The following is a 21,016-nucleotide window of genomic DNA, read 5'->3' as shown; positions in this document are numbered from 1 at the left end:
TCCGAGCGGGAGGACAAACGCCATGTTGCGTGGACAGATGATGAATCGCCAGCTGATGATTTCTGGCATTCTACAGCATGCAGCCGACAATCACGGGGGCCGCGAGATCGTGAGCCGCCTGCCGGATACTAGCGAAATTCACCGCTATGGCTGGAAAGACTGCCACGCCCGCGCCAAACGCCTCGCCAACGTGCTGACAGGCCCGCTGAAAGTGAAGTCCGGCGACCGGGTGTCCACCATTGCCTGGAATACGCACCGCCATCTGGAGCTTTATTACGCGGTTTCCGGCGTCGGGGCCGTCATCCACACGGTCAATCCGCGCCTTGCGCCTGACCAGATCGCCTGGATGCTCGACCACGCCAAGGCCAAGCACGTCTTCTTCGACGTGTCGTTCGCGCCGATCATCGATGCCATCGCCAAGAAGTGCAAAACCGTCAAACGCTTCATCGTGATGACGGACAGCGCACACGCGCCAAAAATCGCCACCAAATGCGATGCCTATGAGGTTTTGCTGAACAGCGCCTCGCCGGAGTTTGACTGGCCGGAGTTTGACGAGAACCTCGCCGCCGGCCTGTGCTACACCTCCGGCACGACGGGCGACCCCAAGGGCGCGCTCTATTCCCACCGCTCCACCGTGCTGCATGCGATGGCGTGTCTGGGACAGGACGTGCTGGGCGTCGGCTCACGCGGCACCATCCTGCCGGTCGTCCCGATGTTCCACGTCAATGCCTGGGGCGTGCCGTATGCGACGGCCATGGGCGGCGGCAAGCTGGTCATGCCGGGCGCGCAGCTGGACGGCAAATCGCTTCAAGAGCTGATCGAGAGCGAGCAGGTGACGCAGGTGCTCGGCGTGCCGACCGTCTGGCTCGGCCTGTTGCAGTATCTGCGCGAGAGCGGCAAGCGCATCGACAGCGTGGACAATGTGCTGATGGGCGGCTCTGCCATGCCCGAAGCGCTGCTGCGCGCCTATGAGGGCGAATATGGCGTCGACATGCAGCAGGGCTGGGGCATGACCGAGATGAGCCCGCTGGGTACGGTCGGCAAGCTCCTGCCCAAGCATGATGACCTCTCCGACGACGAGAAGATCAAGATCAAGCTCAAACAGGGCCGGCTGATCTATGGCGTGGAAATGCGCGCCGTGGACGATGATGGCAATGTGCTGCCGCGCGACGGCAAGTCTTCGGGCCATATCCAGGTGCGCGGTCCCTGGATCATCGATGCCTATTTCCGCGGCGCGGGCGCCGAAGCCTTCACCGATGATGGCTGGTTCCGCACCGGCGATGTCGGCTATCTCGACGAGGATGGCTACATGACCATCACCGACCGCTCCAAGGACGTCATCAAGTCCGGCGGTGAATGGATCAGCTCCATCGATCTGGAAAACGTGGCCATGGGCCACCCCGAGGTGATGATGGCTGCCGCAGTGGGCATGCCGCACCCCAAATGGCAGGAGCGCCCGCTGCTGGTGATCCAGCCCAAGCCGCACACCACGCCCACAGCCGAGGCCATTCAGGAATTCCTCGCCGAACGCCTGCCCAAATGGTGGGTGCCGGACGGGATCGAGTTCATCGACGAAATGCCGCTCGGCGCAACCGGCAAGATCCTGAAAACCCGCCTGCGGGAAATCTACAAGGACTATCAATTCCCGGATGCGGGGTAGGTCTGCCCTACTCTCGTCATTCCGGGCGAGTGTTTTCCTCCCCCGTTTACGGGGGAGGTGGTCCGAAGTACCGGAGGGGGGAAATCTTTCTCAACAATCCCCCCCCTCGCCGCTTCGCGGCACTCCCCCCGTTCACGGGGGGAGAAAACTCGTGGGCCCACGGCACCGCCTCAGCAATATTACCAACCTGTCACTTGCGCACCGGGGAAATCACCCTATATTTATCGAAAATCGATAAAAGGAGCCCGCAAATGGAAATCCTCGTTCTTCTTCTGGTTGGTCACTTCCTGCCCACGATCATTGCCGTCGCGCGCGGTCATCACAACGGCTTCGCCATCTTCCTGACGAACCTGCTGCTCGGCTGGACGCTGATTGGCTGGGTGGTGGCGCTCATCTGGTCGACGACCGCCGTACAGCGCCGTGCCACCATCATCAATGCGTAATCATTTAGCGGGTTTCACCGGCACCCCGGCCTTTGCCGCCTGCGCAGGCGGCACAACGGGCCGGGCCTTGCTCTCAATGGCCGTCATCGGCGCATAGCGCAGCACCACAAACGCGGTAATGGCACCCGCCAGCACATTGGCCAGCGCATAGCCGCTAATCATGCCGGCCGGGCCAAACTGCATCGCGCCCAGCCAGACCAGCGGCACCAATAGCGCGAAGCAGCGCATCAGATTGACCCCCACCCCCAGCAGCGGGCGGCCAAGCCCGTTAAATCCAGCGGCCGCGGCCATGGCGATGCCATAGCCGCCCATGGTCACCGGCGCGATCCACCAGGTCAGCCGGGCCATGGCCTGCGCTTCTTCCGACGGCAGGAACAGCCAGGACAGCGGATAGGCCAGCACCGCCAGCACAGCCGCCATGGCCACGCCCCAGCCTGCACAGAACAGGAAGGCGGATCGAAAGGCTTCGCGCACGCGGGCCACATGACCGGCCCCGCCGTTCTGGCCTGTAATGGGACCAATAGAACCGGACAGCGCAAATAGCGGTATCAGGGCCAGCGCTTCCACCCGCCCGGCCACGCCGAACCCGGCCACGACCGGCTCGCCAAACTGTGCAGCGGCGGCAAAGACCATCGTCATCGCGATCGGGTTGATCATGTTGGAGCCGGCAGCAGGCGCGCCGATGCGCGCAATCTCGCCCCAGTTCCACGCGATCTCGGAAATGCCCGGCCAGGACAGATCCATGATCTTCTCGCGGAAGATCATGATCCCCATCGCCACCACGAAGACCACCAGGTTGGAAATCAGAGTGGCCAGCGCCGCGCCCTGAACCTCCATCGCCGGGATCGGCCCCAGACCGAAGATCAGGATCGGGTCGAGGATCATGTTCAGCACGGCGGCGATAATCATGATGATGCTGGGTAAAATCGCATCGCCGAGCGCACGAAGAATGTTACTGGCGACCATCGGCCCGACCATGAAGATGATGCCGGCAAACCAGATGACCATGTATTCGCGCACAAACGGCATCATAGCCTCGCTCGCGCCCATCAGGCGGAAGAGCGGATCAATCAGGGCAATGCCGATGGCCGAGGTGATGGCGGTAATGACCAGCGCCAGAAGCACGGCGTCGGTCGCCACGCGTTTGGTCCGCTCGCCATCGCCGCGTCCGGCGGCGCGCGCCACGACGGACACCGCCCCCGCCCCCAGGCCGATGGCGATACTCATCACGGCCATGGACACCGGGAACACGAACTGCACGGCGGCCTGCTGAACCGTACCCAGACGGCCGACCCAGTAGGCATCGACAATGCCGACCATCATCATGGCCACGATGCCAAAGCTCATCGGGATGACCATGCGCATGAGATGGCCGAAGACCGGCCCTTGCGTCAGGTCGCGGGCATTGCGTTTCTGGGACATGCAGGAAGAACCGGCCTTTTAAGAATGGCTCTCACATTTAGGCGCGTCCGCCCTCTCCCGCCAGAGGCAGTGCGTGAAATATTCGTCACGTCCTGCGTGTGAGGTCAAAGCTGGCCATGCCGGCAAGGTTCACGATGTCGGATACCGGCGAGCCGAGCCGAGCGATCTGCACCGATTTTTCGAGACCCACGAGCAGTCCTTCGATCACGGTTGCGCCGCCCGTCGCCTTCAGCAGCCGCGTGGCAATCGAGGCAGAGTGAACCGCCGGCATGACCAGCACGTTCGCCGCGCCGGACAGACGCGAAAAGCTATAGGCTTCATGGTGATCGGGGTTCAGGGCCACATCTGCGGCCATCTCGCCCTCATACTCGAAATCCACACCGCGCGCGTCGAGAAGACGTACCGCGCTCTGGATCTTTTCGGTACGGATGCCCGGCGGGTTGCCAAAGGTCGAGTAGGAGAGAAACGCCACACGCGGCGTCAGGCCCAGCTTGCGGGCAGCAGCCGCGGCGCCAACGGCGATGTCCGCCAGCTCCGGCGCTTCTGGAAACTCGGTGACATTGGTGTCGGCGATAACCAGCGTGCGGCCCCGGCTGATCGCCAGCGACAGGCCGATCAGGCGCCCGCCCGGCGCTTCGTCCAGAACCAGGCGGATGTCTGACAGCGTGTTGGTGAAATGGCGCGTCACGCCCGTCACCATGCCGTCCGCATCGCCAAAGCGCAGCATGCAGGCGGAGAAGACATTGCGGTCATTATTGACCAGGCGCTGCACGTCCCGGCGCAGATAGCCCCGGCGCTGCATGCGCTCATAGAGGAAATCCACATAGTCGGGATTCTGGTCCGACAGGCGTGCGTTCCAGATTTCCAGCGAGCCGGGATCAATGCCCAGCTCCTTCATATTGGCTTCGGCAATCTTCTCGCGCGCAACCAGCACCGGCGTGCCCAGCCCCTGTGCCTGGAAGGCGGCCGCCGCGCGGATCACGCTTGGCTCCTCGCCCTCTGCAAACACGATGCGCTTGGGTTCGGCCTTGATGACCTCGGTAATGTGCTGTTGCAGGGCGGCGGTCGGGTCCAGCCTGCGGGCCAGCCGCGCGCGATAGCCTGAGCCCTCTTCGGGCATGGGCAGACGTGCGACACCGCTATCCACCGCCGCCTTTGCCACATAAGGCGGCACAAACGAAATCAGGCGCGGATCGAAGGGCGACGGGATGATGTAGTTGCGCCCGAAGCTGAGGCGGGCGGAGCGATTGGCGCGCGCTACCTCATCTGGCACGTCGGTGCGGGCAAGATCGGCCAGCGCGCGGGCAGCGGCCAGCTTCATCTCCTCATTGATCGTGGTCGCGCGTACATCCAGCGCGCCACGGAAGATGTAAGGAAAGCCCAGCACATTATTGACCTGATTGGGAAAATCAGATCGCCCGGTCGCGATGATGGCGTCAGAGCGCACCGCCTTGATCTCGTCGGGCATGATTTCCGGCGTCGGGTTGGCCATGGCGAAAATGATCGGGTCAGCCGCCATGGACTTGACCATGTCCTTGCTGACAATGCCGCCCGCCGACAGGCCCAGCATCACGTCGGCATCCACCATCGCCTCGTCCAGCGTGCGCAGATCGGTCTTGCGCGCATGCGCGGCCAGACGGGGGTGCAAATCGTTCCGGCCCGTATGCACCACGCCCTTCACGTCAATGATCGTGACATTGTCGTGCTGCACGCCGAGCGATTTCACCAGTTCCAGAACCGACAGGCCCGCAGCCCCTGCCCCGATCAGCACCAGCTTCACGTCTTCGAACTTGCGGTTGGTCAGGTGCAGCGCGTTCATCAGGCCAGCCGCGGCAATGATCGCCGTGCCATGCTGGTCGTCATGGAACACCGGAATGGCCAGCCGCTCGCGCAATTGCGCTTCAATTTCAAAGCATTCCGGAGACTTTATGTCTTCCAGGTTTATGCCACCAAAGCTGTCGCCAAACCCCGCTACGCAGTCGATGAATTTCTGCGGGTCTTCGTAATCAATCTCGATATCGAATGCGTCGATATCGGCAAAGCGCTTGAAGAGAACGGCCTTGCCTTCCATCACCGGCTTGGAGGCGCGTGGCCCCAGATTGCCCAAGCCCAGAATGGCCGTGCCGTTGGAGACGACCGCCACCATATTGCCCTTCGACGTGTAGTCATAAACCGCGTCCGGGTTGGCAGCGATGGCCCGGACAGGCGCCGCCACACCGGGGCTGTAGGCCAGCGCCAGATCACGCTGGGTGGCCATCGGCTTTGTAGGTGCCAGCGCCAGCTTGCCGGGCGGATATTCGCGATGGAACGCGAGCGCATCCTCATCAGTGCGCGACTGGGCCAGTTCGGCGGCGGTCTTTTCGGTCATCAGTCAGGTCCGGTGGCTGGATGCGTCGATCATGGTTACCTATCAGGCTATAGCCGCGCCCACGGCCAAGAGCCATGGCCTATCTGTCACCGGGCCAGACGATTGAGCGTCAGCAGGCGCGCCTGCTCGCGCCCAAGGCTTTCCAGCGCAGCCGGAATCACCGCCAGCAGGTCTTCTGCCGTACCGCCCGGCGGCAGGTGATATCCCGCTTCGCCATGGAGGAAAGCGGCAGACCGCGCGGCCTCGAACGGTGCAATTCCTTGCGCCATCAGAGCACCGGCAATCCCGGCCAGCACATCGCCACTGCCTGCCGTGGCGAGCCGTCCGCTGGCGTGGATATTCACCGCGACGCGGCCATCGGGGTGCGCGATTGTGGTCGCTGGCCCCTTCAGGAGCACGATGGCTCCAGATTGAACCGCTGCAGCTCTGGCTGCGTCCAGCGGGCTGGCGCCGGCGTCCAGCAGCCCGGGGAAGAGCAGTTCGAACTCGCCAGGATGCGGCGTCAGCACGGCGCGATCATGCAGGGCCGCAAACAGCGCTTTCGGATCATCGGCAAACACGCTCAGCGCGTCGGCGTCGAGCACGGTCTGAATCCCGGTAGAGAGCGCTGCCAGCACGCGCGCTTTGAGCGCCTCGTTCAGCCCGCCCCCCGGTCCAATCACCAGCGCGCTGGCGCGGTGAAGGCTCAAGGTATCGGCAAAGTCCTCCTCGCGGATGGATTTCGTCATAACGGCGAGACTGGCGCTGGCTGCTTCCATCAGCGAGGCGGGCGGACAAAGCAGCGTGACGAGCCCTGCCCCGGATTTCAGCCCTGCCATGGCGGAAAGGCGCGCAGCGCCGGTAGCGCCCGGCGGCCCGGCCAAAACGCAAAGCCGCCCCTTGCCATGCTTGTGCACAGCGCGGTCATGCCCGGTGTCCGGCAGAGTGATGCCCGGCAGCTGCACGATTTCGGGCAGAGCGCCTGCACCCTGCCGCCAACCATCCGGGATACCGATATCGACAACGATGATCTCACCGCAGGCGGCGCGCGCCGGGTGGAAGAGATGGGCAGGTTTCAGCCGGTGAAACGTGACCGTCAGATCGGCCGCGATACACAGTCCCTCAACAGCGCCGTGGTCGCCGTTCACGCCACTGGGCACATCCACCGCCACAACCGCGCAATCGCGCTCAGCGAGGCTTCTGGACGCCTTTAAGGCCACACCGTCCAGCGGCCTTGAAAGCCCCGCCCCGAACAGCGCGTCAACGACCAGAGCGAAATGGACCGCCTTGAATGAATCCAGCGGCTTGACCGCACCCGTCCAGAGCCCGGCCATATGCGCGGCATCGCCCTTCAAAGCGCCGATGTCGCCGAGCGTGAACACTTCAACCGGCCAGCCCTGCTCGGCCAGCAGGCGCGCGACAACATACCCGTCGCCGCCATTATTGCCCGGACCGCACAGTATGGCCGCCGGACGCGCCGCCCAGCGGGCCACGATAGCCTGCGCCACCCCTGCCCCGGCCCGCTCCATCAATGTCAGCGAGGCCACACCCTGGCGAACCGCAAACGCATCCGCCCGCGCCATTCCGGCACAGTCGAGCACTTCAGGCCCCGGCACACTCGCTGCCATGTTTTTGAACATTCATGCCTCACTTGCGAGCAACCCTGCGCCGCCCCGGAGGGCCGCCACCAGATTAGCTTGAGGCGCAGCCCGCCTCGGCTATGCGTCTCCTCATCAAGGAGACCAGCTTCATGAAGAAGATCGAAGCGATCATAAAGCCTTTCAAGCTCGATGATGTGAAGGAAGCCCTTCAGGAAATCGGCCTGCAGGGCCTGACCGTGACCGAGGCCAAGGGTTTTGGCCGTCAGAAAGGCCATACCGAGCTTTATCGGGGCGCGGAATACGTGGTCGATTTCCTGCCGAAGATAAAGATCGAGCTGGTGATCCCCGATAGCCGCGTGGATGCAGCCGTTGAGGCCATCCAGAATGCCGCCCAGACCGGGCGGATCGGTGATGGCAAGATTTTCATCATGCCCGTGGAGACCGCGATCCGCATCCGTACCGGCGAAACCGGCGACGACGCGCTCTAGTCCGGGCGCTCGGCTTTTCACTCATCTCTCGGCGTTCAACCGCCCACAACACTGAAACGAGGACGACATGTCAGACGCGATCCTGAAGAAGATCAAGGACGAGAATATCGAGTATGTGGACCTGCGCTTTACCGACACGCGCGGCAAGCTGCAGCACGTCACCTTCGACAAGTCGATGGTCGACGCCGACTTCTTCGAGGACGGCCAGATGTTCGACGGTTCGTCGATCAATGGCTGGAAGGCGATCAACGAGTCCGACATGGTGCTCAAGCCCGACACGGCGAGCGCCCATATCGATCCGTTTTTCCAGGAACCGACCCTGGCGGTGTTCTGCGACATCTACGATCCCGTCTCCGGCGAACCGTATAACCGTGACCCGCGCACGACCGCGAAGAAAGCCGAGACCTATATGGCCGCCGCTGGCGTGGGCGACACCGCCTATTTCGGCCCTGAAGCCGAGTTCTTCGTCTTTGACGATGTGCGCTGGAAAACCGCCCAGAACGAGACCGGCTACGTACTGGACTCCGAGGAAGGCCCGTATAATTCCGGCACGATGATGGAAGGCGGCAATCTGGGCCACCGTCCCGGCCCGAAGGGTGGCTATTTCCCGGTCCCGCCAATCGATTCGGCGCAGGACATGCGCACCGAGATGCTGGCCGTCATGCGCGAGCTGGGTCTGGAGCCGGAAAAGCACCACCACGAAGTGGCACCGAGCCAGCACGAGCTGGGGATGAAATTCTCCACCCTGCTGCAGATGGCCGACCGGATGCAGCTCTATAAATACATCGTCCACAACGTGGCCGCGTCCTACGGCAAGACGGCCACCTTCATGCCCAAGCCTGTCTATGCCGATAACGGCTCGGGCATGCACGTGCACCAGTCGATCTGGAAAGATGGCAAGCCGATGTTTGCGGGCGACAAATACGCCGATCTGTCGGAGATGTGCCTCTACTACATCGGTGGCATCATCAAGCACGCCCGCGCCATCAACGCCTTCGCCAACCCGACCACCAACTCCTACAAGCGTCTGGTGCCGGGCTATGAGGCTCCCGTGCTGCTCGCCTATTCGGCGCGCAACCGCTCGGCCTCCATCCGCATCCCGTATGTGGGCTCGCCCAAGGGCAAGCGCATCGAAGCGCGTTTCCCCGATCCGGCCGGCAATCCCTACCTCACCTTCACGGCCCTGCTGATGGCCGGTCTTGATGGCATCGCCAACAAGATCCACCCCGGCGATGCCATGGACAAGGACCTCTATGATCTGCCGCCGGAAGAACTGAAAGACATCCCGACCGTCAGCCGCAATCTGCGCGAAGCACTGGAGAATCTGGATGCGGACCGCGCCTTCCTGAAAAAAGGCGGCGTGATGGATGACGACCAGATCGACGCCTATATCGACCTGAAAATGGAAGAGGTCAGCCGGATCGAGCACCACCCTCACCCGGTCGAGTTCGAGCTCTACTACAAGGTCTAGACAATCCACTATCAGGGCCAGGCAATCTGCCTTGCCAGCGCATCAGGCCCGCCGGTTCTCCGGCGGGCCTTTTCGTCACTGTGATCGAAAGATTACAAGCGCGTCTGGGTGGTCGACGCCGACAATTGCTTCGTCTAAGACTCTGCATGGCTTACTGCGCCGGGCAATTGCCGGGCCAGAGGGGAATGTCCGCCGGAGGGTCTTTATGCGCCGTCGTCTTCTTGCTGCTGCATCAATTGCGGCTCTGTGCTCATCGCCTGCCTGGGCTGACGAAGAGATCAGCAACGAGCGCACCAGCCCGGTACGCACGTCCACATCCGGCGACATTGTCATCACCTCCAGCGGACGCGTGACGCTGACGGGCAATAGTGGTCCGGCAGTCGTCATCGACTCCGACAACTCTGTCGAAACGGCGGCAAGCTCCAGAATCACGATTGCTGATCAGAGCAATGCCACAGGCATTTTCCTGGAAGGCGGACGAACCGGCAGTCTGACCCATGCCGGCGTCATCCAGCTCACAGACTCCGACGCGGCCCAGAACACGCCTCTGGATGAACCGCTTGATGTACTGACCGAAGAAACCAACAAGACCGGGGTGCTCGTCGGAACGCCGGGAGGCGCAGCATTCAACGGCGATGTTTCCTTGTCAGGCAACGTTACCGTTGTCGGCCAGAACTCCTACGCCGTTCGGGTGGCCTCAGGGATTGATGGCAACCTCAATGTCGGTGGAACAATTTCGGTAACAGGCGAGAACAGCACCGCAATATCGATTGAAGGTCCGGTCAGTGGCGACGTGGTCGTTCCGACCTCAAGTAACGTCAGTGCGACCGGAGCTGGCTCTTCCGCTCTCGTGGTCGACGGTGATATCGGCGGTGGTGTCCGCATCTCCGGCCAGGTGCAATCCAACGGCTACCGTATTTCCCAACGGACTACGCGTGACGTGTTTGCGGCGCTCGCCGGTAACGGCAGTCCGATCTCCGAAGATCAGCGACAGTCGGGTTCAACGGTCGTCATCGCCGGTTCGGTAGTTGACGGCGTGTTCATCGCCAGCAACGCTGCCGGCGCACCTCTCGGTGTCATCCGCAATACCGGCAGCGCACCCGCGCTCGTGATCCGGCCGGATGCTGACGCAACCAGCCCGCTTACGCTGGGGGAAGTCGTCTATGAGGAGCCGGACACCAGCGAAGGTGCGGCCGAAGGTGCCACCGTCACCAGAAATCGCGGCTTCGGGTTCGTGAATGACGGCGAAGTCAGAAGCACGGGTATATTCGATGGCATCGACGCTACAGCCTTGCTGATTGCAGGCCGGGATGTGAACGGCACGATCCAGGCTGCGATCCTGGAGGCAGGCGGATTTGAGAACACCGGTACGGTGGCCGCCGACGCCTACGACGCACACGCCACGGCGGTCCGCCTTGGCGAAGGCGCGCAAATGGCGGGTCTCACCAATTCGGGGAACATTCGCGCCACGGCATCACGCGGGCATGAAGACGACGGTTTCGCCGATGGCGCATACGGCGAAGGTACGGCTACCGGATTACACATTGAAGCCGGTGCGACGGTGCCCCGGATCGATAACACGGGCAATATTGTTGCCCAATTGACGTTTGATGGCGCAGAGGCGACCGCGATACTCGTCGAAAGCGACAGCCTTCATACCATCACCAATACCCGCACGATCAGCGCCACCACGCTACAGCTGGCAGATGGTGCTACCCCCGTTCTGACGGCAATTGATGCGCGCTCCATGACATCGGGGCTTACCGTTACCCAGTCGGCGCCTGCCAGCGAGACGGCCCCGGCGCCGGAGATCAACGGCGATATCCGCTTCGGGTCGGGCGCGGACACGCTTGAAATTCTGGCCGGCCGGGTGAACGGCGATATCTATTTTGGCGATGGTGCAGACAGCCTGATTCTGCGCAATGCGGTGCTGAACGGCGCCATCAATTCAGGTGATGGCCAGCTGGCGATCGACGTTGAAGATTCAACGCTGGCACTCGGCCTTACCAACGCGATCACCATCACCTCGGCCCGTTTCGGCGATGGGGCAGTTCTCGATCTGGTTCTGGACAGCAATACCGGGGTGACCCCGTCCTTGACCGCTAGCGGCGACATCTCGTTCGAGCAGGGCTCCGAACTCGTTGTTTCCCTGTCAGAGCTGGTGGGCCAGGGCCGGTCCTATCAGGTGATTTCTGCTGGCACCCTGAACATTGCCGATGAATCGGTGATCCTTGAGGCCGTCGATACACCGTTCATCTATTCGGCAACACTCGAGCGCGACGCGGGCGACCCCAACACACTCGTGCTGAGCCTGGAACGCAAAACCGCCGAGCAGATCGGCTTTGATCCCAACAGGGCCGCCGTCTACGACGCCGCCGTCGCCCTGTTCGAGGACGTTTCCTCGCTGGGTAACGCCATTGCGGCGATCCGCGATGCAGACGCGTTCTACAGCGCCTACGACCAGCTGCTGCCTGAATACGCCGCCAGCGCGATCCAGTTCGCCCTGGCCTCACACGACGCGGCGGCAGGTGCGGTTTCCACCCGTCTGCGCAATGCCCGGCTTTCGCCGTCAGAGCTTGCCGGCATGTGGATCCAGGAGTTCGGCTACTATGCGGACCGCGCGGACACCACGCTCGGCCCGGGCTATCGCGGCTATGGCGTGGGCCTTGCCGTCGGCATCGACCGGCCGCTCGGACCGTTCTACGCGGTTGGGGTGAGCTTTGCCGGCGCAGCGAGCGAGATCGAGCAGATCGGCCTCAACCATGATCCGATGACCACTTTGATGGGGCAGGTGTCCGGTTACGCCGCCATTGATCTGGGCGGTATCGACGCATCCTTCACGGCCTCCGCCGGTATCAATCGCTTCGAGACAGAGCGCCGTATTGGCATCGGCTCCTTTAGCGGCTCCACATCGGCTGACTGGAGCGGCTGGCATTACTCCCTGTCTGCCCAGGCCGGGCGTGATATCCCGCTTGGCCGGTGGGTCGTGCGCCCTGAAGCGTCGCTGACCTGGCTATCCATCTCCGAGGACGGGTTCAGCGAAATCGCGCTCGACAACACGGCGCCGGAACTGGCCCTGTTTGTCGATAGCCGCACCACGAGCGCGCTGACCGGGGGCGCGACAATCACGGTAGGCCGGATGTTCAACCGCGCCGGCAGCTGGTGGCTGCCCTATGTCCGAGCCGGTTATCGCGGAGATTTCTCGGGCAATTCCGGCACGACGACAGCCCGCTTTGGCGAGAATGGCACTCCGTTCACCCTGCGCGCTGCCGAATTGCCGTCAGCGGGCTTGCTGGCGGGTATCGGCTTCTCTGCCGGTTCGAACTACACAACCTTCACCTTCGCGTATGACGCCGATTATCGCGATGACTACGTGAACCATATGCTCCGCCTCGTCCTGCGGATGAACTTCTAGGACGGTTTAACGCTCTTTAACCATGGCGAGGGATACACTCTGGCCATGGTTTTGCGTCTGGCTCTCTTCTTTGCACTTTTGACGGCGGCGGCCATTCTTGTCGCCGCCTGCAGCCATCGCGCGCCTCCGACGCAGACGCAGAATGCCTGCTCGATCTTCGCCCAATACCCGGCCTGGCGCCGCGCGACGGAACGGGCCGAGCGCCGCTGGGGGCTTTCTCAAGGCACACAGCTCGCTTTCGTGAACCGCGAATCCAGCTTCGTTGCCAATGCCCGTCCGCCCCGCACCCGCAGGCTGATCGTCCTGCCCGGCCCGCGCGCATCCTCCGCGCACGGCTACGCGCAGGCGCTTGATGGCACCTGGGACTGGTATCGCGAGCAAACCGGCAACCGCTCCGCGCGCCGGACCAATTTCGCCGACGCGGTAGACTTCATCGGCTGGTACGCCTCGATGAGCCAGCGCCTGTCGCGCATCTCTCTGGATGATCCGCGCAATCTCTATTTTGCCTACCATGAAGGCCATACCGGCTATAATCGCGGCACCCACAACTCCAAGGCTTGGCTGCAACGCGCCGCAAGCCAGGTCGAGGCCGATGCCCGCCGCTATGACAGCCAGCTGCGCTCCTGCCAGCGCCGCAGCCGCTGGTTCCGGTAGGGGAAGAGTCGCGTTGTGCCGTTCCCGGCATGGCCATTGCCAAAATTATCTATTTTATCTATTTTAGCGCATCGCCCGATCAAGCTTGGAGCCTCTCATGGGTAACCCAACGATAAAGCTGGAGAGCTTCCGATCTGTCAGCTCGACCGAACTGCAACAAAATGTCGGTCACTACCTTCTGGAGTCCATGCGCAGCCCCGTCATCGTCAAGAAGCACGGCCGGGCTACCAATGTGGTCATGTCGGTCCATACCTTCGAAGCGCTGACATCAGGCCGCGCCGTACTGATGGCATCCGATCTTGATGAAGCCATGCTCGACGAAATTACGGCGGCACCCCGCTACGAGGACAGCGCCGAACACGACCATTTGCTGGACGACTAGATGCCCGTTCCTGCGCCGCCTCAACACGGGCAGATCATTCGCTACAACTATCTCTGGCATGCAGACCGGCGCGCGGGGCAAGAAGAAGGCACCAAGCCTCGCCCCTGTGTGATCGTGGGAATCAATGATGGACCGCACCGCACGGTGTATGTCGTACCCATCACCCACAGTCAGCCAGCGCCAGACCGGCATTTTGTTGCCGTCCCTTCTGCCTACGCGGCTGCAGTCGGGCTGGACGCGCAGCAAAGCTACATCATCGCAGACGAGCTTAACGCCTTCATCTGGCCCGGCCCCGACATCCAGCCCGTCCCGGCACCGGAAGGCTATATTGGACGGCTGTCCTGGAAGCTCCTGAAGAAGGTTCACGACGCCCTGCGACAGGCATCAGCGGCCGGTGACATGAATCCCGTAGCCCGCGAGGATAGCTGACAGCCCTTCAAGCTTTCCCGCTACAGGCGGGATCGGGCAAGGTGGCACATGATGACCCACGATTCGCAAAATGACCTGTTTGGCGGCGGCGCGCCTGCCCCGAAACCCGTCTCGCCCGCCCCGCGTGCAGAGCCTGAGCCCGTGAAGGCAGCAGAGCCCCCTGCGCCGCGCGCGCCAGCAGCCTCCCCTGCTCCGCCACCACCGCCGCAGCCGGGCTATAACGCCTCCTCGATCGAGGTGCTTGAAGGGCTGGAGCCGGTGCGCAAGCGGCCTGGCATGTATATTGGCGGCACCGATGAACGCGCACTGCACCACCTCTTCGCCGAAGTGCTGGACAACGCGATGGACGAGGCCGTGGCGGGCCATGCTGACCGCATCGAGGTGCGCCTTGATGAGGAAGGCTTCGTCACCGTCACCGATAATGGCCGGGGCATCCCCGTAGACGAGCATCCCAAATTTCCCGGCAAGTCGGCGCTGGAAATCGTGATGACCACGCTGCATTCGGGCGGCAAGTTCTCCGACAAGGCCTATCAGACCGCAGGCGGCCTGCACGGCGTCGGCATCTCGGTCGTCAACGCGCTGTCAGAACGCGTCGAGGTGGAAGTGGCGCGCGACCGCACGCTCTGGGGACTCAACTTCTCGCGCGGCACGCCGCTGGGCAGCTTGCAGAAACTCGGCGCAGCGCCTAACCGGCGCGGCACGAAGATCCGCTTCAAGCCCGATCACGAGATTTTCGGCAGCCGGGCGCATTTCAAGCCCGCGCGCCTGTTTGCCATGTCGCGTTCCAAGGCATTCCTGCGCCGGGGCGTGGAGATACGCTGGTCATGCGTGCCTGAGCTGGTCGAAGGCACCGCGACGCCAGCCGAGGCCGTGCTCTCCTTCCCCGGCGGGTTGGCCGATCATCTCGAAGAGCTGGTCAAGGGCGCAGCCCTGGTTACCGAGAACTTCTCCGGCCGTGTCGAGCGCTCTGAGGGGCGCATGGGCGCGGTGGAGTGGGCGGTGGGCTTTTCCGCCAACGGATTTGGCGAGCATGACAGCTTCTCCAATTCCTACTGCAACACCGTGCCCACCCCGCAAGGCGGCACGCATGAGGCGGGCCTGCGCGCCGCGCTGTCGAAAAGCCTCAAAGCGCACGCCGAGTTGGCAGGCAATCGCAAGGCGGGCCTCATCACACCGGACGATGTGATGGGCGGGGCGGGCGTGCTCGTCTCCATCTTCCTCAAAGACCCGGAGTTTCAGGGTCAGACCAAGGACCGGCTCGCCACGGCAGAGGCGCAGCGTCTTGTCGAGAACGCGATCCGTGACCGGTTTGACCACTGGCTCGCCGCCCGGCCCAAGGAAGCGGCCCGCCTCATCGACTGGGCGGTAGAGCGCGCCGAGGACCGGCTGAAAAAGAAGAAGGAAAAGGAAGTCCAGCGCCAGAGCGCGACGCGCCGCCTGCGCCTTCCCGGCAAGCTGGCTGACTGCTCCACCTCCGGCGCGGACGGCACGGAGATTTTCCTCGTCGAGGGCGATTCGGCCGGCGGCTCGGCCAAGCAGGCGCGCAATCGCAAGACGCAAGCCATCCTGCCCTTGCGCGGTAAAATCCTGAACGTCGCCTCGGCAACGCCGGACAAGATCGCCGCCAATCAGGAAATTTCCGACCTGATGCTGGCGCTCGGCACCCGTCCGGGCTCGAAGTTCGACCTTGAGGATCTGCGCTATGAGCGCGTCATCATCATGTGCGACGCGGACGTGGATGGCGCACATATCGCGGCCCTGCTGGCCACCTTCTTCTATCGCTTCACGCCGGGCCTGATCGAGAGCGGACGCCTCTTCATGGCCCAACCGCCCCTCTATCGCCTGACCGTCGGGGCCAGGACGCTCTACGCGCAGGACGAGGCAGAGAAGGACGCCATTATGAATGGCGAATTCAAGGGCAAGCGCGTCGAACTTGGCCGCTTCAAGGGGCTGGGCGAGATGACGCCGCCTCAGCTCAAAGCCACCACCATGAACCCGGAAACGCGCTCGCTCGCGCGCGTGACCATTGATGACGCCTTCCGTGAGGAGGCCGATGACCTGGTGGAAACCCTGATGGGCAAGAAGGCAGAGCTGCGCTTCCAGTACATCCAGGAGCATGCGCCCTTCGTGGAAGCGATTGATTTATAGAGATGAACAGCTCAACTCCTTGTGATGTAACACAATAACCCCCTTCCCCCTGTAGCGGATTCCGGCAAGTCTGCGCGTCGTAAAGATCGATGCGTGTGTGAAACACTTGGGGAGGGCTGGATGATGCAGCAGACAGATGATCGCAGGCGCGGAGCCTTATGGCCCATGATGGCAGGCGCGCTGGCAGGGCTGGCAGCCCTTGGCCTTGCGGCCTGTAATGGCGATGCGGGCGAGACCACGAACGGCAATGGCGCCAGCGCCGGCAATGGTGATGGCCTTGTCCGCTTCAACCCGGACCCCTACCCCTCCACCTACACCCCCTTCCCCTCTGAAGTGGTGCTCATTCAGGGCGCGACCGTCTTTGATGGCGTCGGCGGCGAGTTTGAAAACTACGACGTCCTCATGCAGGACGGGCGCATTGCCGGTGTCGGCGAGGGCCTTGAAGCTCCGGAAGGTGCCACCATCGTCGACGGGCGCGGACGCTATGTGACGCCGGGCGTGATCGATATTCACTCCCATCTGGGCGTCTACCCCTCCCCCGGCGTCAGCGCACACAATGACGGCAACGAGATCACCAGCCCGGTGACGGCAGAGGTCTGGGCCGAGCATGGCATCTGGCCGCAAGACCCCGGCTTTGACTCTGCTCTGGCTGGCGGCGTGACCACGCTGCACGTGCTGCCGGGCTCGGCGAACCTGTTTGGCGGACGCGGCATCACCCTGCGCAACGTGCCTTCACGCACCGTACAGGGCATGAAGTTTCCTGATGCCCCCTACACGCTGAAAATGGCCTGCGGGGAGAATCCCAAGCGCGTCTATGGCGGACAGGGCCGCGCGCCCGGCTCACGCATGGGCAATATGGCCGGCTACCGCGAAGCCTGGCAGCGCGCGGTGGAATACCGCCGCAGCTGGAACCGCTACTGGGACGCTGGCGATGCCGATGCCACCCCGCCGACCCGCAATCTGGAGCTGGATACGCTGATGGGCGTGCTGGAGGGCGAAATCCTCATCCAGATGCACTGCTACCGCGCCGATGAAATGGCGCTGGTGCTGGATATGGCCAACGAGTTCGACTACCGCGTCACGACCTTCCACCACGCGGTCGAAGCCTACAAGATCGGCGACATGCTGGCCGAGCGTGATGTCTGCGCCGCCGTCTGGGCCGACTGGGGCGGGTTCAAGATGGAAGCCTACGATTCCATCAACGAAAATCTCGCCCTCGTTCACGCTGCGGGTGCATGCGCGATGATCCACTCTGATGACCAGCTAGGTATCCAGCGGCTCAATCAGGAGGTCGCCAAAGCGCTCGCCGCCGGGCGAAGGCTCGGCATAGAGGTCACCGATGGCGAGGCTGTTGCCTGGTTCACCTCCAACCCGGCTCGCGGGCTTGGCATTTTCGACGAGACCGGCTCCATCGAATCGGGCAAGCGCGCTGATGTGGTGCTGTGGTCGGCTCATCCCTTCTCCACCTACGCCGTTGCCGACCATGTCTATATCGACGGCGCGCTGATGTTTGACCGCGAGGACCCGGCCCGGCGCACCGTGCGTGACTTCACCCTCGGCCAACCCGGCGAAGGAGTGCTGTAAGATGATGAAATCTCTCATATCTGCGGCGGCACTGGCCGCCATCGGCCTTGGCGCGGCATCGGCCCAGACCATCGCCGTCACCAATGGCCGCGTCGTGACCAACAGCGAAGCCGGCATTGTTGAAAGCGGCTCGGTGCTGATCCGGGACGGTGTCATCGTCGCGGCCGGCGCGAATGTTTCCATCCCGGACGGGGTGGAAACTGTTGATGCCAATGGCGGCTGGATCACGCCGGGCATATTCCACCCGCACACCCAGCTTGGCTTGATCGAAGTGGCGCTGGAAAGCTCCACATCGGATGCGTCAGCCCCCGGTGCCAGCTTCACCGCCGCGATCGATGTGTCCGACGGCTTCAACCCGGCAGGCGGGCATATTCCCGACAGCCGCCGGCGGGGCATCACGCGCTTTGCGGTCTTCCCGTCCACGGGAAGCGGGGTGATCGGTGGGCGCGGCGCGCTGGCCAACAGCTCCGGCCAGCCGGATTCGGTCTTTGATGACCGCACCTTCCTTTATGTCGACCTGTCACAGTCCGGCGCGTCGACCGCGGGCGGTTCACGCAATGCAGCCTGGGCCTATCTGCGGGCAGCCTTTGAGGATGCGCGCTTCTATCCGGGACGCTTCATGTCCCACCATGAGGGCGATGCCATCAACCGGTTCGACGCGGCATCCCTGGTGTCCGCCGTGCGCGGTGAGATCCCGATTGTCCTGCAGGTCGAGCGGGCGTCCGACATCCGCCGCGCCCTGCGCTTCGCCCGGCAGCACCCGTCAGCCCGCTTCATCCTGGCCGGTGCCGCCGAAAGCTGGATGGTCGCCGACGAAATCGCGGCAGCGGGCATTCCCGTCATCATGGACCCGCTGCGTAACCTGCCTGCCAGCTTCGACGTGCTGGCTGCGCGCCTTGACGCCCCTGCCCGGCTTCACGCCGCCGGGGTACAGACGGCCTACACCACGATCAGCGCGGACCTCTATTTCAATCCACGCCTGATTACCCAGCACGCGGGCAATGCCGTGGCCAATGGTGCCAGCTGGGAGGATGCCTTCCGGGCCATCACCCTGACCCCGGCGGAGATCTACGGTGTGGGTGACCGCTATGGCGCACTGGCTGACGGTTATGCCGGTGACGTGGTGATCTGGGACGGTGATCCGCTGGAAGTGATGAGCGCCCCGGTGGCCGTCATCATTGACGGGGTCAGCCAGTCCATGGTCTCGCGCCAATCCCGTCTGGCGGAGCGTTACGCCGAGCAGGTGCCGGACGGCCAGTACGGCTATCGCCACTAGAGAGATATCGCTGCCGCAGGTATGGGCGTTAAGCCACACTGCGGCAGCGATACATCACGTCTGCGCTAGGATGCGTTGACACCTAATGGCGCGCGCCTATGTTGCGCGACGCAAGCGGCTTGCGATCCGCGCAACCCGCCCGAACGTATGACAGCGCGCTCCGAGCCTTGAGGCCGGGGCGGATATGAGGCGCATGACTTTTGATGATCTGGGCTTGAGCCCGAACCTGCTGGCAGCCATCAAGGACGCCGGCTACACCAGCCCGACCCCCATCCAGGCCGGTGCCATCCCGGTGGCACTGACTGGCCGCGACGTTCTAGGCATTGCCCAGACGGGGACAGGCAAGACCGCCTCTTTCACCCTGCCGCTGATTGAACGCCTGTCACGGGGCCGTGCGCGCGCGCGCATGCCGCGTTCGCTGATCCTGTGCCCCACGCGCGAACTGGCCGACCAGGTGGCGCAGAATGTGCGCCTCTACGCGAAGAACCACAAGCTGACCATGGCGCTGCTGATTGGCGGGGTCGCCTTCCAGCCGCAAAAGGAAATTCTCGACAAGGGCGCGGATATCCTCATCGCGACGCCCGGCCGCCTGCTGGACCATTTCGAGCGCGGCGGTCTGATGCTGATGGGCATCGAGATCATGGTAGTCGATGAAGCCGACCGCATGCTGGACATGGGCTTCATCCCCGATATCGAACGCATTTTCTCGCTGGTGCCGCCACGCCGGCAGACCCTGTTCTTCTCCGCGACCATGCCCAACGAGATCGTGCGGATCGTGAACACCTTCCTTAAGGATCCCGAGCGGATCGAAGTTTCACGCCCGGCCCAGACCGCGGAGACCATCAAGCAATATATCGTGCGTGTCTCCGACGGCTCACCTGCGGGCAAACGTGCCGCGCTGCGTGCCGCGATCAATCGCGACGGCGTCAAGAACGGCATCGTGTTCTGCAACCGCAAGCGCGATGTCGACATTGTCGCGCGCTCGCTACAGCGCCATGGCTTCTCTGCGGCCGCGATCCACGGTGATCTGGCACAGGCCCAGCGGATGAAGACGCTGGCCGATTTCAAATCCGATCAGGTGCGCATTCTGGTGGCATCCGACGTCGCGGCGCGTGGCCTCGATATTCCGGCAGTCAGCCATGTCTTCAATTTCGACATCCCGCGCAACGCTGATGATTATGTCCACCGTATCGGCCGGACCGGCCGCGCCGGGCTGACCGGCGAATCGATCACGCTGGTAACGGGCGATGACAAGAAATCGCTCGCCAATGTCGTCAAGCTGATTGGCGGCGAGCCGGAAACACTGGCGCTGGACGGCGCGGCAACTTCAGCCCCGGCGCCTGCCAAGGCTGGCGAAGCCGAAGGTGAGGTCAAGGCAGCCCGGTCACGCCGTGGTGGCCGGTCTCGCAATCGCGCAGCGCCCGAAAAAGCTGAAAGCCAGCCCCCTGCCCAGCCAGCGGCTCCGGCAGAGGACGCAGCCCCGGCGCCCGCGAACGATGTGGACGCCGGTAAACGCCGCAAGCCACGTGACAAGGACAAGGGTGAAAGCGTGAAGGCAGCCGGTTTCGGCGATCACGTTCCCGAATTCCTGCTGCGCTCGGCGTTCGGCTAGATGCGAAAATAATTCAAAATTCGTCTGCCGCGTTTACCCCATCTTTCCAAACCGCCCCTAGTCTCTCGCCTCAAGGGAGTCATT

At 63.2% G+C, this 21,016-nt stretch carries 15 protein-coding genes; 12 read left to right on the top strand and 3 right to left on the bottom strand.

Annotated elements, in window-relative coordinates; translation table 11 throughout:
- Positions 1-22: 22 nt before the first annotated feature.
- Together ACQ5ID_RS03745 and ACQ5ID_RS03740 are read left to right on the top strand one after the other, a co-directional pair.
- Entirely contained in the window at positions 23-1,660 is a 1,638-nt protein-coding gene (locus ACQ5ID_RS03745) for a long-chain-fatty-acid--CoA ligase (RefSeq protein ID WP_429911134.1), read from the top strand.
- A gap of 251 nt (positions 1,661-1,911) precedes the next feature.
- A complete protein-coding gene (locus tag ACQ5ID_RS03740; protein ID WP_429911133.1) occupies positions 1,912-2,103 on the top strand; it encodes a superinfection immunity protein in 192 nt (63 codons plus the stop codon).
- Here the strand turns inward: ACQ5ID_RS03740 and ACQ5ID_RS03735 are convergent, their stop codons facing one another.
- From ACQ5ID_RS03735 to ACQ5ID_RS03725, 3 genes are all read right to left on the bottom strand, one after another.
- Positions 2,104-3,525, bottom strand: coding sequence for an MATE family efflux transporter (locus tag ACQ5ID_RS03735; protein WP_429911132.1), 1,422 nt, complete (start codon positions 3,523-3,525; stop codon positions 2,104-2,106).
- An 85-nt stretch (positions 3,526-3,610) separates the two neighbouring features.
- Positions 3,611-5,893 carry an NADP-dependent malic enzyme gene (locus ACQ5ID_RS03730; protein WP_429911131.1) on the bottom strand — a complete coding sequence of 761 codons (2,283 nt, stop codon included), beginning with the start codon at positions 5,891-5,893 and terminating at the stop codon, positions 3,611-3,613.
- An 86-nt stretch (positions 5,894-5,979) separates the two neighbouring features.
- Entirely contained in the window at positions 5,980-7,512 is a 1,533-nt protein-coding gene (locus tag ACQ5ID_RS03725; protein ID WP_429911130.1) for an NAD(P)H-hydrate dehydratase, read from the bottom strand.
- A 110-nt stretch (positions 7,513-7,622) separates the two neighbouring features.
- Here ACQ5ID_RS03725 and ACQ5ID_RS03720 point away from each other — a divergent pair, with 110 nt between their 5' ends.
- From ACQ5ID_RS03720 to ACQ5ID_RS03675, 10 genes are all read left to right on the top strand, one after another.
- On the top strand, positions 7,623-7,961 hold the full coding sequence (locus ACQ5ID_RS03720; RefSeq protein WP_127567030.1) for a P-II family nitrogen regulator: 339 nt from the start codon (positions 7,623-7,625) through the stop codon (positions 7,959-7,961).
- Positions 7,962-8,028: 67 nt separating this feature from the next.
- Positions 8,029-9,432: a type I glutamate--ammonia ligase gene (glnA, locus tag ACQ5ID_RS03715; RefSeq protein WP_429911129.1), complete on the top strand. Its 1,404-nt coding sequence runs from the start codon at positions 8,029-8,031 to the stop codon at positions 9,430-9,432.
- Positions 9,433-9,637: 205 nt separating this feature from the next.
- A complete protein-coding gene (locus ACQ5ID_RS03710) occupies positions 9,638-12,847 on the top strand; it encodes an autotransporter outer membrane beta-barrel domain-containing protein (RefSeq protein WP_429911128.1) in 3,210 nt (1,069 codons plus the stop codon).
- Positions 12,848-12,892: 45 nt separating this feature from the next.
- Entirely contained in the window at positions 12,893-13,501 is a 609-nt protein-coding gene (locus ACQ5ID_RS03705) for a hypothetical protein (protein ID WP_429911127.1), read from the top strand.
- A gap of 97 nt (positions 13,502-13,598) precedes the next feature.
- A complete protein-coding gene (locus tag ACQ5ID_RS03700; RefSeq protein WP_429911126.1) occupies positions 13,599-13,883 on the top strand; it encodes a type II toxin-antitoxin system prevent-host-death family antitoxin in 285 nt (94 codons plus the stop codon).
- Entirely contained in the window at positions 13,884-14,312 is a 429-nt protein-coding gene (locus ACQ5ID_RS03695) for a type II toxin-antitoxin system PemK/MazF family toxin (protein WP_429911125.1), read from the top strand. It begins immediately after the preceding gene.
- A 48-nt stretch (positions 14,313-14,360) separates the two neighbouring features.
- Positions 14,361-16,460, top strand: a complete 2,100-nt coding sequence (gene parE, locus ACQ5ID_RS03690; RefSeq protein ID WP_429911124.1) for a DNA topoisomerase IV subunit B — start codon at positions 14,361-14,363, stop codon at positions 16,458-16,460.
- A gap of 120 nt (positions 16,461-16,580) precedes the next feature.
- A complete protein-coding gene (locus ACQ5ID_RS03685; RefSeq protein WP_429911123.1) occupies positions 16,581-18,044 on the top strand; it encodes an amidohydrolase in 1,464 nt (487 codons plus the stop codon).
- Between the two features lies 1 nt (position 18,045).
- Positions 18,046-19,320 (top strand): amidohydrolase family protein, encoded by a 1,275-nt coding sequence (locus ACQ5ID_RS03680; RefSeq protein WP_429911122.1) that lies wholly within the window; start codon positions 18,046-18,048, stop codon positions 19,318-19,320.
- Between the two features lie 193 nt (positions 19,321-19,513).
- Complete coding sequence (locus tag ACQ5ID_RS03675; protein ID WP_429911121.1) at positions 19,514-20,932, top strand: DEAD/DEAH box helicase; 1,419 nt, start codon at positions 19,514-19,516, stop codon at positions 20,930-20,932.
- The last annotated feature ends 84 nt before the right edge of the window (positions 20,933-21,016 follow it).

Origin of the sequence: Glycocaulis sp. (assembly GCF_050485565.1) — a bacterium.
In the GTDB taxonomy this organism is placed as follows: Bacteria; Pseudomonadota; Alphaproteobacteria; order Caulobacterales; family Maricaulaceae; genus Glycocaulis.
The sequence above is the reverse complement of the archived record's forward strand: the minus strand, read 5'-3'. Positions and strand labels throughout refer to the sequence as shown.

Bases quoted from the DNA above. Each gene is read 5' to 3' on its own strand.
- parE (WP_429911124.1), top strand. From the start codon at position 14,361: ATGATGACCCACGATTCGCAAAATGACCTGTTTGGCGGCGGCGCGCCT.
- ACQ5ID_RS03705 (WP_429911127.1), top strand. From the start codon at position 12,893: ATGGTTTTGCGTCTGGCTCTCTTCTTTGCACTTTTGACGGCGGCGGCC.
- ACQ5ID_RS03675 (WP_429911121.1), top strand. From the start codon at position 19,514: ATGACTTTTGATGATCTGGGCTTGAGCCCGAACCTGCTGGCAGCCATC.
- ACQ5ID_RS03740 (WP_429911133.1), top strand. From the start codon at position 1,912: ATGGAAATCCTCGTTCTTCTTCTGGTTGGTCACTTCCTGCCCACGATC.
- ACQ5ID_RS03695 (WP_429911125.1), top strand. From the start codon at position 13,884: ATGCCCGTTCCTGCGCCGCCTCAACACGGGCAGATCATTCGCTACAAC.
- ACQ5ID_RS03710 (WP_429911128.1), top strand. From the start codon at position 9,638: ATGCGCCGTCGTCTTCTTGCTGCTGCATCAATTGCGGCTCTGTGCTCA.
- glnA (WP_429911129.1), top strand. From the start codon at position 8,029: ATGTCAGACGCGATCCTGAAGAAGATCAAGGACGAGAATATCGAGTAT.
- ACQ5ID_RS03700 (WP_429911126.1), top strand. From the start codon at position 13,599: ATGGGTAACCCAACGATAAAGCTGGAGAGCTTCCGATCTGTCAGCTCG.
- ACQ5ID_RS03725 (WP_429911130.1), bottom strand. From the start codon at position 7,512: ATGTTCAAAAACATGGCAGCGAGTGTGCCGGGGCCTGAAGTGCTCGAC.
- ACQ5ID_RS03735 (WP_429911132.1), bottom strand. From the start codon at position 3,525: ATGTCCCAGAAACGCAATGCCCGCGACCTGACGCAAGGGCCGGTCTTC.
- ACQ5ID_RS03730 (WP_429911131.1), bottom strand. From the start codon at position 5,893: ATGACCGAAAAGACCGCCGCCGAACTGGCCCAGTCGCGCACTGATGAG.
- ACQ5ID_RS03685 (WP_429911123.1), top strand. From the start codon at position 16,581: ATGATGCAGCAGACAGATGATCGCAGGCGCGGAGCCTTATGGCCCATG.
- ACQ5ID_RS03720 (WP_127567030.1), top strand. From the start codon at position 7,623: ATGAAGAAGATCGAAGCGATCATAAAGCCTTTCAAGCTCGATGATGTG.
- ACQ5ID_RS03680 (WP_429911122.1), top strand. From the start codon at position 18,046: ATGATGAAATCTCTCATATCTGCGGCGGCACTGGCCGCCATCGGCCTT.
- ACQ5ID_RS03745 (WP_429911134.1), top strand. From the start codon at position 23: ATGTTGCGTGGACAGATGATGAATCGCCAGCTGATGATTTCTGGCATT.